The 14,063-nt window shown below is 68.2% G+C and carries 17 protein-coding genes and 1 tRNA gene; 10 read left to right on the top strand and 8 right to left on the bottom strand.

Going from position 1 to position 14,063, the window contains the following annotated elements; genetic code table 11:
* Positions 1-59 precede the first annotated feature (59 nt).
* Together NMQ11_RS11350 and NMQ11_RS11345 are read right to left on the bottom strand one after the other, a co-directional pair.
* Positions 60-287: a hypothetical protein gene (locus tag NMQ11_RS11350; RefSeq protein ID WP_255168192.1), complete on the bottom strand. Its 228-nt coding sequence runs from the start codon at positions 285-287 to the stop codon at positions 60-62.
* Between the two features lie 53 nt (positions 288-340).
* On the bottom strand, positions 341-3,106 hold the full coding sequence (locus tag NMQ11_RS11345; protein ID WP_255168190.1) for an AAA domain-containing protein: 2,766 nt from the start codon (positions 3,104-3,106) through the stop codon (positions 341-343).
* Between the two features lie 162 nt (positions 3,107-3,268).
* Between NMQ11_RS11345 and NMQ11_RS11340 the strand changes: the two genes are divergently transcribed.
* A complete protein-coding gene (locus tag NMQ11_RS11340; RefSeq protein WP_255168188.1) occupies positions 3,269-3,742 on the top strand; it encodes an SPW repeat domain-containing protein in 474 nt (157 codons plus the stop codon).
* Here NMQ11_RS11340 and NMQ11_RS11335 read toward each other — a convergent pair whose 3' ends face one another.
* Entirely contained in the window at positions 3,743-4,009 is a 267-nt protein-coding gene (locus NMQ11_RS11335; RefSeq protein ID WP_255168186.1) for a hypothetical protein, read from the bottom strand.
* A 120-nt stretch (positions 4,010-4,129) separates the two neighbouring features.
* Between NMQ11_RS11335 and NMQ11_RS11330 the strand changes: the two genes are divergently transcribed.
* The 3 genes from NMQ11_RS11330 (at position 4,130) to NMQ11_RS11320 (ending at position 5,345) form a co-directional block, all read left to right on the top strand.
* Entirely contained in the window at positions 4,130-4,687 is a 558-nt protein-coding gene (locus tag NMQ11_RS11330; RefSeq protein WP_255168184.1) for a hypothetical protein, read from the top strand.
* Positions 4,688-4,761: 74 nt separating this feature from the next.
* Positions 4,762-5,151 carry a nuclear transport factor 2 family protein gene (locus NMQ11_RS11325; RefSeq protein ID WP_255168183.1) on the top strand — a complete coding sequence of 130 codons (390 nt, stop codon included), beginning with the start codon at positions 4,762-4,764 and terminating at the stop codon, positions 5,149-5,151.
* The gene (locus NMQ11_RS11320; protein WP_255168182.1) at positions 5,148-5,345 is read left to right on the top strand and encodes a hypothetical protein; all 198 of its coding nucleotides are present in this window, start codon (positions 5,148-5,150) and stop codon (positions 5,343-5,345) included. Before NMQ11_RS11325 ends, NMQ11_RS11320 begins: the two co-directional genes overlap by 4 nt.
* Positions 5,346-5,573: 228 nt before the next feature.
* Here NMQ11_RS11320 and NMQ11_RS11315 read toward each other — a convergent pair whose 3' ends face one another.
* Both NMQ11_RS11315 and NMQ11_RS11310 read right to left on the bottom strand, forming a co-directional pair.
* Positions 5,574-6,530 carry a zinc-dependent metalloprotease gene (locus tag NMQ11_RS11315; RefSeq protein ID WP_255168175.1) on the bottom strand — a complete coding sequence of 319 codons (957 nt, stop codon included), beginning with the start codon at positions 6,528-6,530 and terminating at the stop codon, positions 5,574-5,576.
* A 192-nt stretch (positions 6,531-6,722) separates the two neighbouring features.
* The gene (locus NMQ11_RS11310) at positions 6,723-7,007 is read right to left on the bottom strand and encodes a hypothetical protein (protein WP_255168174.1); all 285 of its coding nucleotides are present in this window, start codon (positions 7,005-7,007) and stop codon (positions 6,723-6,725) included.
* A gap of 150 nt (positions 7,008-7,157) precedes the next feature.
* On the opposite strand from NMQ11_RS11310, the gene NMQ11_RS11305 reads away from it, so the two are divergent.
* The 4 genes from NMQ11_RS11305 (at position 7,158) to purF (ending at position 10,464) form a co-directional block, all read left to right on the top strand.
* A complete protein-coding gene (locus NMQ11_RS11305) occupies positions 7,158-8,225 on the top strand; it encodes a M20/M25/M40 family metallo-hydrolase (RefSeq protein WP_255168172.1) in 1,068 nt (355 codons plus the stop codon).
* Positions 8,226-8,328: 103 nt separating this feature from the next.
* The gene (locus NMQ11_RS11300; protein ID WP_255168170.1) at positions 8,329-8,556 is read left to right on the top strand and encodes an LSM domain-containing protein; all 228 of its coding nucleotides are present in this window, start codon (positions 8,329-8,331) and stop codon (positions 8,554-8,556) included.
* A complete protein-coding gene (locus NMQ11_RS11295) occupies positions 8,553-8,729 on the top strand; it encodes a 50S ribosomal protein L37e (protein WP_255168167.1) in 177 nt (58 codons plus the stop codon). The genes NMQ11_RS11300 and NMQ11_RS11295 overlap by 4 nt, the downstream gene beginning before the upstream one ends.
* Positions 8,730-9,018: 289 nt before the next feature.
* Positions 9,019-10,464 carry an amidophosphoribosyltransferase gene (purF, locus tag NMQ11_RS11290; protein ID WP_255170889.1) on the top strand — a complete coding sequence of 482 codons (1,446 nt, stop codon included), beginning with the start codon at positions 9,019-9,021 and terminating at the stop codon, positions 10,462-10,464.
* A gap of 99 nt (positions 10,465-10,563) precedes the next feature.
* On the opposite strand, the gene NMQ11_RS11285 is transcribed toward purF, so the two are convergent.
* Together NMQ11_RS11285 and NMQ11_RS11280 are read right to left on the bottom strand one after the other, a co-directional pair.
* Positions 10,564-11,127 carry a DUF420 domain-containing protein gene (locus NMQ11_RS11285; protein WP_255168165.1) on the bottom strand — a complete coding sequence of 188 codons (564 nt, stop codon included), beginning with the start codon at positions 11,125-11,127 and terminating at the stop codon, positions 10,564-10,566.
* 439 nt (positions 11,128-11,566) lie between these two features.
* Positions 11,567-11,651, bottom strand: a tRNA-Leu gene (locus NMQ11_RS11280).
* A 135-nt stretch (positions 11,652-11,786) separates the two neighbouring features.
* Between NMQ11_RS11280 and NMQ11_RS11275 the strand changes: the two genes are divergently transcribed.
* Positions 11,787-12,305, top strand: coding sequence for a helix-turn-helix domain-containing protein (locus NMQ11_RS11275; RefSeq protein ID WP_255168163.1), 519 nt, complete (start codon positions 11,787-11,789; stop codon positions 12,303-12,305).
* A 4-nt stretch (positions 12,306-12,309) separates the two neighbouring features.
* Here the strand turns inward: NMQ11_RS11275 and NMQ11_RS11270 are convergent, their stop codons facing one another.
* Entirely contained in the window at positions 12,310-12,561 is a 252-nt protein-coding gene (locus NMQ11_RS11270) for a hypothetical protein (protein WP_255168161.1), read from the bottom strand.
* 166 nt (positions 12,562-12,727) lie between these two features.
* On the opposite strand from NMQ11_RS11270, the gene NMQ11_RS11265 reads away from it, so the two are divergent.
* A complete protein-coding gene (locus tag NMQ11_RS11265; RefSeq protein WP_255168159.1) occupies positions 12,728-13,969 on the top strand; it encodes an alanyl-tRNA editing protein in 1,242 nt (413 codons plus the stop codon).
* Positions 13,970-14,063: the final 94 nt, after the last annotated feature.

Here is a 14,063-nt window from a genome sequence, read left to right as displayed (position 1 = left end):
GTTGCGAACCGGTCGCGTGTCGGCTCGTCCGGCCCCATAAATCGTTACGGCAGCCCGTCTCAGGCGTTCTGGTCCGTTTCCTTTCGTTCCTCGAGCAACAGCCGGACGCCCATCACGGGGATGAACAGGAAGAACGCCAGCAGCACGGTCCCCGAGAGGACGGCGACGGCGAAGTTGGGCGTCGGCGCCGGCGCGAGGGTCAGCGAGGCGAGGCCGACCCCGCCGACGACCGACACGACGACCAGGATCAGGACGTCGACGGGTTCGACCGGGAGATCCTCGTCCATACTCGGTCTTGCAGTCGGGCGTACATAACGCTACAGAATCGTCCTGGAGCCGATCACCGCCGCGCCCACTCGAGCATCCGGCGGTACACCGGATCGCTCTCGAGCGCCGCCGGATCGCCCACCAACACCAGCGCCCGCTTCGGGCGGGTGAGCGCGACGTTGATCCTGCGGTAGTCCTCGAAGATTGGCCCCTCGAGTTCGCCCGTCGCGGTGAAGGAGACGACGATCACCTCCTGGCTCGAGCCCTGGAAGCGGTCGACGGTGTCGACGGCGACGCCCTCGACGTGGTTCGATATCTCGGCGACCTGCGCCCGGAAGGGAGCGATGACGCCGATCTGCGAGCGCGAGAGCCCGGCGGCCTCGTACGTTTCGACCAGCTCGGCGATCCGGGCGGCCTCCTCGCTGTCGGTGTAGCGCTCGCCGTCGCCCTCCACGGCGACGAACGAGACCGGATCGCGGAGTTCCGGCGGGAGCGCCTCGCGGGAGACGCCCTCGAGGTCGTCGAGGGTTCGGCCGGCGACCTCGGGCGTCGCGGGGCGCAACTCGCCGTCGTAGAACTCCCGCGAGGCGAAGGCCTGGATTCGCTGGTTCATCCGGTACTGGCGGTCGAGCATCACGCCGGCTTCCGGGTGAAGGTCGACGAGGCGCTCGAACAGCGATTCGGAGAGGTCGTTTTCCGCTCTCACTACTGGCGGAAGCTGCTCGTGGTCGCCGACGAGGACGAACCGGTCGGCGAGGGTGATCGCCGCGTGGGTGCCGGGTTCGGTGAGCTGAGCGGCCTCGTCGACCAGCGCGACGTCGAACGACTGCTCTTTCATCGTCCGCGAGCCACAGGAGGCCGTCGTCGCGGCGACCACCTGCGCGTTCTGGAGCTCCGCGAGCCGGGTTTCGGGGTCGCCCGAGCGCTCGAGGCGGTACCCCTGCATGTCCTCCCGAACCCCGCTCTCGGAGCCGACGCGGACGATCCGCTCGTGATCGACCACGTCCTCGAGTTGCTCGAGCAGCGCCTCGAGGGCGTTGTCGACCGCGCGGTTCGTGAAGGCCGAGAGCAGCACGCGCTCGCCGCGTTCGACCATCGCGCGGATGGCGCGGGCGATGGTGTACGTCTTTCCGGTGCCAGGCGGGCCGTGGATCAGCGCGCAGTCTTCGGCGCCGACCGCCTTCGTGACGGCCTCGTTCTGGGCCGCGTTGTTGTCGATGAACACCTCCCGGATCTCCTCGAACTCGGGGTCTGCGCGGCCGAACAGGACGTCCTTGCGCCGGCCACTCCCCGTGAGAATCGCGTCGTGGAGGGCGGTGAACAGTCGGCTCGTCGTCAACTCGGAGGGGTAGATGTCGAGGCGAGTGACGTCGACCGGTTCGGCGGCGGTGAGCACGATCTCTCCTCCCCGTGGCTCTCGGCCGCTCGAACTATCCGTGGAGCTACGCTCCGCGCTCTCTAACCGCTCGATCCGCGCGAGTTCGGCGTCGCCGCGGATCGGATGGCCGTCGCTCGCGAGCACCAGGTCGCCCTCGCGGATCTTCGACGTCTGGGGCTCGCGCTGGCGGGCTCGCAGCTCCCAGCGCCCGGCCTCGAGCTCCCGTTTCTCGAGGAACTCGAGGTCGATGATCGCCCGGTCGTCGTCGGCCCGTTCCTCCGCGCCTTGCTCCCAGAGCTTGGCGTACTCGCGGTGAACCTCGCGGCGCTCCTCCTCGATAGCCCGGTAGAAGCGCTCGAAGTACTCGCGCTCCTCGGCGGGAAGAGGGTCGCCGATCTTGCCGGCCTTCGACTCCTGGTCGAGGCGACCGGAGACGACCATGCAGGTGTCGCGCTCGAAGCAGTACTCGCACTTCGCGTTCCCCTCGTAACCGGTCGGCACGTCGCCCGCGACTTCCATCGCGGCGATCTCGTTTCGCAGCCGGAGGACGTACTTCAGCAGCCCGTCGCCCATCGAGAAGTCCTTCGCGGGGGTGAGGTCGCCGGTCTCCTCGTTGCGGTCCAGCGCGGAGTTTTTGGTGTACAGCAGGGTGCCGGTGTCGACCGACTCGCCGTGTTCCTCGAGCAACAGGGCGTAGCAGGCCGCCTGCACCTTGTCCTTGAACCGGGGCTCCTTCCGGAGGTTCTTTCCCGTCTTGAGTTCGACCGGTGCGCCCCGGCGGATGGCGTCGGCCCGCCCGCGGATGCCGAACGTCTCGCTGATGAGCAGCTGCTCGGAGCGCCAGCTGTCCTCCTCGGTGAGCCGACCCTGCTCGAGCCAGCCTTCGATAGCCGCGGCGTTCTTCCGGACGTCCTCGGCGACGCTCTCGGGGGACTCCCCGAGGAGGCCGAGTTCGAGGCCGCGCTCGTCGATCCGGGCGTCGATGGACGCCTCGAGGTCCCGACCGCGGAGCAGGTCGCCGAACACCTCGTGGACCAGCGTCCCCTTCGTGACCGGATAGTTCAGCGGCACGCCCGAGAGCTTGTTCAGGTAGTACAGCCGCGGACACTCCACCCAGTTGCGGACGTCGGTCACGTTCACGAGGAACCCGGGCTCGACGATCACGTAGGAGTCGCCGGTGGTCGAGAACTGCCGTTCGCCGCGGAACTCCCGCTCCTCGGCGTCCGTGACGACCAGTTCCATGCCGGACTCGAGCACCGCCGCCGTCTCGGTCCACTTGCCCCAGAGGGTGACCGTCGTCGGCTCGACCTCGTCGCCGCCCGTGTCGCCTCCGTCGCCCGACTCGCCGGCCGGTCCCTCTGGACCGACCCTGAGCGGCACCTCGGCGAGTTCGCTCTCGCCGTAGCTCGTCGTCACCGTCCGCACGTCGACTTCTCCCGCGACGGTCCCGCGTACGTTCACGGTTCCGGTGATCGGACGGCAACAGAAAAACGCTATCGGTCCCGTCCGTCGCCGGCACCCGGCGGGCCGACCGCTGCAAACCGCAGTACACCACTCGAGACCGACAGAACCCCTGTATCTGCCGCGTGGGTCTTTTTCGACCCACCCGTGGTAGGGCCGGCCATGAGCGAAACGAACCAGCGCCGCGACGAGCAGGGGCCGCGACACGACCCCGACCGGGACCCGCGCGACGAGTCGACCCAGATCGCGAACGAGGAGCGGCGGCGGCGGGCGCCGCTGTTCAGCGGGATCGTCGCCGCGATCGGCGCCTGGGTCGGCCTCTCGGTGTTCCTCTACGACGCGAGCGCGGCCGTGTTCTGGAACAACGTGCTCGTCGGCGCCGCGATCTTCCTCGCCGCGACGTACAACTACTACCGGCTCTCGAGCGACGTCCCGCTCAGCGTCGGCGTCGCCGCGCTCGTGGCGTTGCTCGGGATCTGGCTCGTCGTCGTCGGACCGCTGCTCGAGATGGCCGGCGGCATCTTCTGGAGCACGCTCGCCTCCGGAATCCTCGTTACCGGGCTCTCGGGGATCAACGCCTACGAGGCGCGGGAGGCGCGAACGATCGCGACGGCCGACGAGTCGGCGCCGCGGTAGTCAGGCGGGGTCCGACTCGAGCCGTCGCAGCCGGTGTTCGGCGGCGTGGTGGCGGGTCGCGACCACGGCGAACCAGATCAGAACGATCGCGAACGGAACCGTTATTCCGGGTGAGAGCCCGTTCACGTAGCCGTTGAGCAGCTGTCCGGCGGCGAGTGCGACCGGTCCGACCGAGAGCAGCAGGCTCTTCGCCGGCGCGGCGGCGAACGGCTCGAGAGTCGACTGACACCGATCCGAACGCGACGAGCGGGAGCGTCTCGAGGTCATGGTAACGGAGCGTTACTCGCGCTCTCGAGGGGGCTCTCGTAGCCCTTTCGGTTCGTCGGCCGCCCGCGCCGGGCTCTCCCGACCGATACGTTCTTTCGCTCCGACTCGTAACCACCACCTATGCGGATTCGCGAGTGGCAGGACGTGCTGGCGGAGGTCACCGACGAGAGCCGGTCCGCCGACCCGGACGACTGGCGAGCGGTCGCCGGCGACCGCGCCGGCGGGGTCGGCGAAGACATGTACCTCGCACACCCCCGCGCCGGCGTCTTCTTCCTCAAGACGTACGCGAAGAACCCTTTCCAGGTTCGCGGCGTCGGCGCGCAGGTCGCCCGCAAACTCGACGATGAGATCGGCTCGTTCCTCCCGGAGCGCGACGCCGGCGGTCGGTTCGCGGTTCGATCCCCGCCCGAAGACGAGGACCACGCGGAGTCACAGGCGACGCACCTCGAGGAGGTCGTCAAGGCCCACGCGGACGCGCCGACCACCCCGCAGGACTTCTTCGACGACGTGATGGACGCCCTCGAGAGCCCCGCGTTCGGCCCCATGGAGTACGACCAGTACGACCGGCCCGACGAACTCGACGACCTCTCCGACCGGTTCGAGGAGGCCGACGAGCTGCTCAGCGCCGAACTCGACGACCTCATCGAGACCGACGAGGTCGACCGCGGCTTCATGTGAGTCCCACGAGCGGGTCCTCCGGGCGCGCGCTCGACTCCGGTGAGCCTTTACCCGCGCCGCCCCGAGGCTGGCCCATGCACCCCGAGGACTTCATCCGCGACTACTACGAGAGCCTCCGTCGCGGCGATCCGCTGGCGCCGTACTTCCTCGAGGCTGAGACGACGGTCAAGTTCGGAATCGGCGAATCGCTGTTCGGCGGCGAGGCGGTCGCCGACGGCCTGCGCGAACAGACCGAGACGACCGACGGCTGGTCGGTCGAGAGCCGTCGGCTCACCGTGGGCGAGCGCGAGGGGTACGCCTGGTTCGCCGACGAGGTCGCCCTCGCGTGGACCGACCGCGAGAGCGGCGAACGAAACCGCTTCGACACCCGCTGGAGCGGCGCGCTCGAGCGCCGCGAGCGAGGGTCGGATCCGGAGTGGGCGTTCGCCTCCATGCACGTCAGTACGGCCGAGGCGGTCCCGTGAGACCCGAGTCGACGGCGGCACAGCTCGCAGGCGCCAGACGACTCAAGATCGGATTCGTCGTACTGGTCGGGCTGTCGGGAGGGATGATCGCGCTCCAGGCGGACGCCTCGCCGTTGATCGTCGCCGTTTCGATACTCAGCGGTCTCGTCACCGGCGCCGCGCTGCTGTGGTACCTGCTGTGGGTATCGACGTGATCGCTTGACTCCTGTCAGTCCTCACGAGGGATACGCTATATTCCGTGCTAGCATAGTTCACACTGGGGATCACGATGGGCGACAGAAACCAGCTACACGTGTGTCGACACTGCGGAGCCGTCATGGCCACGTCGTCGGTGACGCCGCCGCGGCGGTGTGTAACGTGCGGTGACGAAAACTTCTCCACGTACCGGTCGCGCTGACCGAGCCGGGCGCGACTCCTTTTTCTCAGCGTTCGATCCGCTGGAGCCAGCGGCCGGGGGCGTCGAGTTCGTCGTGGGTCGGCAGGTTCTCCGGGCGCTCCCAGACGAGACTCGCCGTCTCGAGGTCGCTGACGGCGACGACGTGCTCGAAGAAGTTCTTTCCGCGCTCGTACTGGCGCTGTTTGAGCCCCAGCCCGAGCAGCCGGCGGAACAGTTGCTGGAGCGGCCCGCGGCCCTGCCGGCGGGCGTCGAGCTTGCGCCGGAGGTCCTCGTACTCGTCGTCGAAGGCGTGATCCATCAGGAGTTCGGCGTACCCCTCGACGACGGTCATCGCCGCGTCGAGGTCGCGAAACGCCTCGCGGTCGAAACTCCCCTCCGCGAGGGCGTCGATCCCCGACTCCATGCGGGCCTCGAGGTGATCCGAGAGCCACGGCGCGGCGCCGAACTCTGCGGCGTGGGTCACCTCGTGGAAGGCGATCCAGCGGCGGAACCGGTCTGCGTCGACCTCGAGGGCCTCCGCCGCCTTCAGGATGTTCGGCCGGACGAAGTACAGCGCGTGCTGATCGTCGGGTCTGTCGGCGAGAAGCAGCGGGTCGTACTGGCCGAGGACGTTGCGTCCGAGGAAGGCGAGGAGGACGGTCATCGTTCCGGTGTTGATCGTGCGGGCGACGCCGGGGAACGCCCCGGTGTGGGCCTCGACGGGGGCCATCACGCGCTCGAACGTCTCGACGTTGGCGTCGATCCAGTGGTGTCGGTTCTGGATCTCGACGGTGTCCGGGACGTCGAAGTGGACGTCGGCGACCGCGCGGACGCCGTCGCGCGCCTCGCGGACGTCGCGGGCGAACGCCTCGGCCTCGCCGGGCTCGAGCTCGAGCGAGCCGGGTTCGGTCGCGGCTTTCGCGGCGTCGGCGGCCGCGCGCCAGTCGATGGCGTTCTCACCGGAAGCGCCGGCGACGGTCCGGACGCTACGATAGAGATTCACGACCAGTCGTACGAGAAGGGGACGCAAAAGCGTTCGGCTCGCGGATACCGCCCGACGGCCGGTCGAACGCGGTACGTGCGGTCATACTGTCGGACAGGAGTCAGTGAGAAGTCGGTCGCGAATTAGTGGCTGTCACCGCCAGGGACAGCCACACTCGAGCGACCGATCGTCGAATAGTTCTGTCCGATAGTTTCAGTTGACGACGACGTCCGGCTCCTCGTGAACGTCGAGTTCCGGCTCGTCGTCCTCGCCGCGGAACTTCTGGACGGCGACGGCGACGGCGACGAGCAACACGAGCCCGACGACGGCGCCGATCGCCCCCTTCCCGCCGGACTCCTCGGCCTCGCTCTCGGTTTCCTCCTCCGCCTCGACGTCGACTTTCGTCCCGGCCGGCAGCGCGTCGTCGATCGATTTCGGGCCGATCTGCGTGTCGCCGTCGAGATGCAACTCGATGAACGTGAACTTCTTTGAACCCATACGCCAACGGTCCACGACCGCGCACTTAGCCGTTTGGTTGGGTCTCGGCAACTGTCTCGGTGTCGACGAACTCACGGCTCGGTCCGGTCACCTCCCCGAGTTCGAGGCCGGAGTCAGTAGCTTCAAACCCCGCGTCTCGAATGATCGAGCATGGATTTACAGCCACGAGCGTTTCTCACGGACCTCCTCGAGACGCCGTCGCCCGCCGGCTACGAGACTCGCGGCCAGCGCGTCTGGCTCGACTACGTCGCGGAGTTCGCCGACGACGTCTGGACCGACGACTACGGGAACGCCGTCGCGGTGTACGACGGGGCGACCGAGGCGGAGACGCCCGAACTCGCGTTCGCGGGTCACGCCGACGAGATCGGCTTCATCGTCCGGTCGATCGACGACGACGGCTTCGTCCGTCCCGGCCGGATCGGCAGCGTCGACCTCTCGGTCTCGCGGGGCCAACACGTCACGATCCACGCCGCCGCGGGAGCGGTCGACGGCGTGATCGGTCAGACGGCGATCCACCTGCGCGAGGAGGGGGCGGACGACCCCGACGTCTCCGACCTCTGGATCGACATCGGCGCGACCGACGGCGAGGAGGCCCGCGGGCGCGTCGACGTCGGCGATCCGATCACCGTCTCCTCGAGTCTCTCCTGGCTCACCGAGGGCCGCCTCGCGGGGCGCGGGCTTGACAACCGCGTCGGCACCTGGGCGGCCGCCGAAGGACTGCGCCGGGCGGTCGAGCGCGGGGCCGACGCGACCGTCTACGCGGTGAGCACGGTCCAGGAGGAACTCGGCGCGAACGGCGCCAGAATGGTCGGCTTCGACCTCGAACCCGACGCCGTCGTCGCCGTCGACGTCGGCCACGCGCTGGACTACCCCTCCGCGCCGGCCGAGAAGGGCAGCGACGTCGAACTCGGCGGCGGCCCCGCGGTGGCTCGAGGGAGTACGAACCACCCGGTGCTCTGTCAGGCCGTTCGCCGGGCCGCGGCCGACGCCGACATCGAGATCCAGCTCGAGGCGCTGGGCGTGGGGACTGGAACCGACGCGGACGCCTTCTTCACCGCCGCCGGCGCCGTCCCCTCGCAGGTCGTCAGCGTCCCGAACCGGTACATGCACACTCCCGTGGAGCTGATCGACGTCGACGACCTCGAGCGAACCGCCGACCTCCTGGCTGCGCTCGCCGGTCGGCTCCACGAGTACGACTCGTTCGCCGTCGACGTCTGAGTTCGACACCGCGGGACGCTGGGTTGGGCCGCTGGCCCCGGCGTTCGATTCGGACGGTCCGTCGACCGGTACGATTAAGTGCTCATCTCATGCCCTCTTTCGTATGAGTGGACGACCGCTGGACGTCCTCGAGGCGTCGCTCGACGAACGCGTCACGGTGCGGCTCAAAAGCGGCGAGGAGTACGTCGGCGACCTGTCGGGGTACGATCAGCACATGAACCTCGTGCTGGACGACGTCACCATTCCCGCCGACAGCGGACCCGAGGAGGAGCCGCCGATCGAAGACACAACCATTATACGCGGCGATAACGTCGTTTCGATCACTCCATGACTGGTGCAGGAACCCCGAGCCAAGGAAAGAAGAACAAGACGACCCACGTGAAGTGCCGACGCTGCGGCGAGAAGTCCTACCACGTAAAGAAGGGGAAGTGTGCGTCCTGCGGTTTCGGCAAGTCCGCCAAACGCCGCGAGTACGCCTGGCAGGGGAAAACCGGCGACAACTGACTTCGCCCTCTCTCTGACGTCTGTCGGCCGTTTTCGCACACCATTCTCGTCGGCCAGCGGTAGCTTCCGGTCTACCCACCCCGTTCGACGGGGACTCCTCCATCACTCCTCTCCGAACAGCGACCGGTTCCGACGGACGACGGCCGCCCCGCTCGAGACTGATGCACGTTCGTGTATACATATGTTCCGAGGGGCGACGATCGACGCACAAACACGGGGGTTTTTATCGGTCGCTCGTCTACCCGCTCTCATGACTGATGGGCGGGGCGAGACTCCCCGGCGAACGGGAATGACCGAGAAGTGCGGCGTCGTCGGCGTCTCACTCGACGGTCGTAACGCGGCGCGGCCGCTGTACTACGGCCTCTACGCGCTCCAGCACCGCGGCCAGGAGTCGGCGGGGATCGTCACCCACGACGGGTTCCAGCAGCACAGCCACGTCGACACGGGGCTCGTCGGCGACGTCTTCGGGGAGCACGACCTCGACGCGCTGGCCGGCCACGCCGGCATCGGCCACGTCCGCTACCCCACGTCGGGCAGCCTCGACACCAGCTGCGCCCAGCCGTTCTCGGTCTCGTTCAAGTCCGGCTCGCTCGGCCTCAGCCACAACGGCAACCTGGTGAACGCCGACGAGATCCGCGACGAACTCGCGGGAATCGGCCACGCCTTCACGAGCGACGGCGACACCGAGGTGATCGCTCACGATCTCGCGCGGAACTTACTCGAGGAGGACCTGATCCGCGCCGTCAAGCGCACGATGGGGCGCATCCACGGCTCCTACTCGCTGGCGATCAGCCACGACGAGACGATCATGGGGGTGCGCGACCCGCAGGGGAACCGTCCGCTCTGTCTCGGAAAACTCGAGGACGGTTACATGATCGCCTCGGAGTCGGCGGCGATCGACACCCTGGACGGCGACCTCGTCCGCGACGTCCGCCCGGGCGAACTCGTCGTCCTGCGAGACGGCGGGAGCGGCTTCGACTCCTACCAGCTGTTCGAGGCCGAGAACACGGCTCACTGCTTCTTCGAACACGTCTACTTCGCCCGCCCGGACAGCGTCATCGACGGCACGCTCGTCTACGAGGCCCGCCGGGAACTCGGCCGCAAGCTCTGGGAGGAAAGCGGCGTCGTCTCGGACGTGGTGATGCCCGTTCCGGACTCGGGGCGGGCGTTCGCGGCTGGCTACGCCGAGGGCGCGAACGAGGAGAGCGACGCGGACGTCGAGTTCGCGGAGGGGCTGATGAAAAACCGGTACGTCGGCCGGACGTTCATCATGCCCACCCAGGACGAGCGCGAGCGGGCGGTTCGCCTGAAGCTCAACCCGATCAAGAGCACCGTCGAGGGCAAATCCGTCACCCTCATCGACGACTCGATCGTCCGCGGGACGACGTCGACGCAACTCGTCCAGTTGCTCAAAGATTGCGGTGCGGCCGAGGTTCACATGCGCATCGGCGCGCCGCCGATCGTCGCCCCCTGCTACATGGGAATCGACATGGCCACCCGCGAGGAGCTCATGGCCGCCGATAAGTCGACCGACGAGATCCGCGAGGCGATCGACGCGGACAGCCTGTCGTACCTGTCGGTCGACGCCGTCGCCGAGGTCCTCCAGCGCGAGCGGCTCGACCTCTGTCTGGGCTGTGTCACCGGCGAGTACCCCTACGACATCGAAGGCGAGGCGACCGACCGCGAGGTGACGCGACCGGAGATCGGAGACGAGTCGGTGTTCGCCGACGACTGACCCCTCGACGTCACGGCCGGCCATCCGGCGGATTCGACGGCTGCGGGTGCGGCGAGTACGTCGACCGCGTGGCGAGTCCGACCGCTCCCGCCTCGAGGGTCAGTACAGCTGATGTAACAGCACGTAGACGACCGTTCCGAGCGCGAATGAGACGAGCCACAGCGCCGCCGCGATCCGGCCGATCGTTGGATGACGCGTCCGGGGGAGTTCGGCGATCGAGTGGCTGGCAGCGAGCAAGAGAACGTAGTACAGCAGCGGGATGCAGACGATCGCGAGCAGCATGTGGACGCCGAGTACGGGGAGGTAGACGAACCGGTAGACCGCGTCGGGGCCGGTGAACTCGGCGGCGCCGCCGACGACGACCAGCCGGTAGAGATAGAGGACGAGAAACGTCGCGAACAGCGCGACCGAGACGAGCATGAGCGTTCGATGGCGGTCGATGCGCCGCCGGCGAACGGCCCGCCAGCCGGCGAGAATCGTCCCGATCGCGACCAGGCTGATCGCGGCGTTGATCGCCGGAATGGCGTCGAGTACCCACTCCGGTGGCGCGGGAACGGCGCTCGAGGGGATCACGCCGCCCGCCGCGCTGAAGACGAGCGCCAGCGATACCACACTCAACAGCCCGGTAAGCAGCGGAACTCGCTCTCGAGTGACGTACTCCATAGCCGGTTCTCGGTGGCGGGTACAAAAAGCGATTACTGTCCGGCGCGGTCGACAGTCTTCTGAATACAAATATTGCTTGCATACTCCGGGCGTGGAACCGTGTGATCGGGTCGTATTCGTTGAGACGCCTCCGACGATGGAGGCCTCGGGAGGAATCTGTGTGCGGTTACGGGCGGGCGTTGTGCGGCGGTCGCCCGTACACTGGACTTTTGCCGGCGTGGTGTGCCACCGACGTCCCTCCATCTTGTCGAGTGTAGCGACGGCTCGGAGGGGTGCTTCTCGCGATACGACGGTGTTCGAGACCGAAAGCGACGGCTCGAGTTCCCGGTCACCGATGAGCGTCGCTCGCCGGTCGGTGGTACCGCAGTAAGGTTATGCGTGGGTGATGTCCACGAAGGGAGATCACCTGCATCGTGTGGCGGGAAACCCGCGCGTGCGATGCGTGGGACCGGATTTGAACCGGCGGACCCCTACGGGACAGCGCCCTCAACGCTGCGCCGTTGGCCTAGCTTGGCTACCCACGCTCGCGTCTGCTTTTCTGCACTCAACCGTATCCAGTGTGGTTATAAAAGCCCTTTCCTTTGCCGCGCGTCTGCGTCGGGGTCGCACGCGGTCACCGGGAACGGAGATTTGAAATGCGGCAGGTGCCAAACGATGGCATGGCTAAGTACTCGACGGGGTCGTCGTCGGGTGGCGGCGGAACGACCTGCGAGCTCTGTGGCGCCGAGAGCGACTCGCTCCGACTGGCGACCGTCGCCGGCGCCGAACTCGAGGTCTGTTCGAGCTGTGCCCCACACGACGACACGCGGAAGACGAAATCGAACCGCTCGCGCGGAGAGTCCCAGGGAAGTGGCCGGGACGAGACGAGCCGGAAGAAACGCGCGGCCCAGAACGTCGCGAAGGCGAACCCCGTGTGGGACGGCGACTCGGAGCACTGGGAGCGCGAGGGGACGAACTACGACGAGGACCCGCTTCCGTACCTCGTTTCGGGCTACGGCGAGGTGCTGACAGAGGCGCGCCAGGAGGCGGGTCTCCAGCGCGAGGAGCTCGCGACGGAACTCGGCGCTCGAGAGTCGGACCTGCTCGCGGTCGAGCAGGGCCGTGCGACCCAGGCCGGCGTCGGCGGCGGCCTGATTACGGCTCTCGAGGAGCGCCTCGGGATCGAACTCGCGGAGTAGCCGGTTACAGGCTGCGCCGGTAGCCACACGCCGGACAGCGCATCGTTCCCTCGGCGATCAGCAGGAAGCTCCGGTCGCACCGACCGCACGGGCCGCCGACGGCGATGCCGGCGTCCTGTGCCACTGCTTTCAGCGTGTTGTGAACCTGCGTGAGACGTCGTTCCGTGACCTCGAGGCGCTCGACGGTCTGTTCGAGCTGCCTGTGCGCCAGCTGGCGGCGACGCTGTTCCGTGACGGTAGGGGAACGTGGTGCCATGTGACCCGTAGGCTGCCACCGGATAAAGCCTGCGTCATTAGGTAGCACGGTATGCGACCGTCGGCCGTTCCTGACTGTTCGGCACCCGACGGGGCGTCGGCGGCCACCGCCCCGTCGTCCGGGCCCGGCGGGCAGACTTTTATCCGAGGCGGACGGAGTGTGAGCGATGAGCGGACAACGGGCGGCAGCGGAGCCGTACACCACACGATTCGAAACCGAGGTGACGGCAGTCGACGGCACGCGGATCTGGCTCGAGACGAGTTACTTCTACGCCGAAAGCGGCGGGCAGCCGGCCGACCGCGGGACGATCGGTGACGTTCCCGTCGACGACGTCCAGATCGTCGACGGCGAACACGTCCACGTCCTCGCCGAGGAGCCGTCGTTCCGGGCGGGCCACCGGGTCATGTGCTCGATCGACTGGGCCTTCCGGATGTACTGTATGCGCGCGCACACGGCGAGTCACATCCTTTACGGCGCAGGTCGACGGCTCCTCTCGGACCTCGGCTACGGCGGGTTCGACATCGGCGAGGAGAAAGTCCGGGTCGACCTCGAGACGACGACGACGATCGGCGACGAGACGCTGGTCGAACTCGACGAACTGGTCAACCGGGCGGTCTGGGAGTCCCGTCCCGTCTCCTGGGAGGAGCTCTCAGCCGCCGAGGCCCGCGAGCACGAGTCGATCGCGTTCAACGAGGCGACCGAGGAGGGCGCGATGAGCCGGGGCCGAGTTCGGGTCGTCACGATCGGCGCGGCCGACACCAGCGGGCGCCCCGACCCGCGAGCCAACGGGAACGGGGCCGACGCCTGGGACGTCGCCGCCTGCGGCGGAACGCACGTCCGAAACACGCGCGAAGTCGGCCCCGTCACCGTCCTCGACCGGTCCAATCCGGGCGAGGGGCTGACGCGGATCGAACTCGCCGTGGGGCCGCGGGCGATCGAGCGTCGCACCGCCGAAAAGCGCGCGACGCTCGCCGGCAAGGACGTCCTCGGCGCCGCCGTCGACGCCGTCCCCGCCGAACTCGAGCGGCTCCGAGACGAGCGCGAATCGCTGGCCGGGCGCGTTCGAACGCTCGAGGGCGAACTCGTCGCGCAGCGACTCGACGCGGCGTCGCCGGTCGACCGCGACGATGGTCGGTGGCTCCTCGCTACGGTGTCGGGCGTCGAGCCGGACACCGTCGGCGAGGCCGCTCGAGCGCGGTGTGCGGAGTCGGCTGCGGACGTGGTCGTCGTCGCCGGTGAGACCGGACAGCCGTTCGCCGTCGTCGCCTCCGCGGGCTCGCCGGCGGCGTCTGCGGTCGTCGACGAACTCACCGCCGAGTTCGGCGGCGGGGGCGGCGGTTCCGAGACCGCGGCTCAGGCTGGCGGCTTCGACGCCTCGCCCGCGGAGATCGTCGGCTTCCTCGAGTGACGGCGTCCGCCCGTCGTTCGGCCACCGTGAGAGCAACACGTCATTGAGTCGAGCGTGTGAACGTCTCACTGGTGGGCCTCGAGGGAGTTCGCGC

Source organism: Natrononativus amylolyticus, assembly GCF_024362525.1.
GTDB classification, from domain to species: Archaea; Halobacteriota; Halobacteria; order Halobacteriales; family Natrialbaceae; genus Natrononativus; species Natrononativus amylolyticus.
Note: the sequence above shows the minus strand (reverse complement) of the source record. Positions and strands in the feature narration are given on the sequence as shown.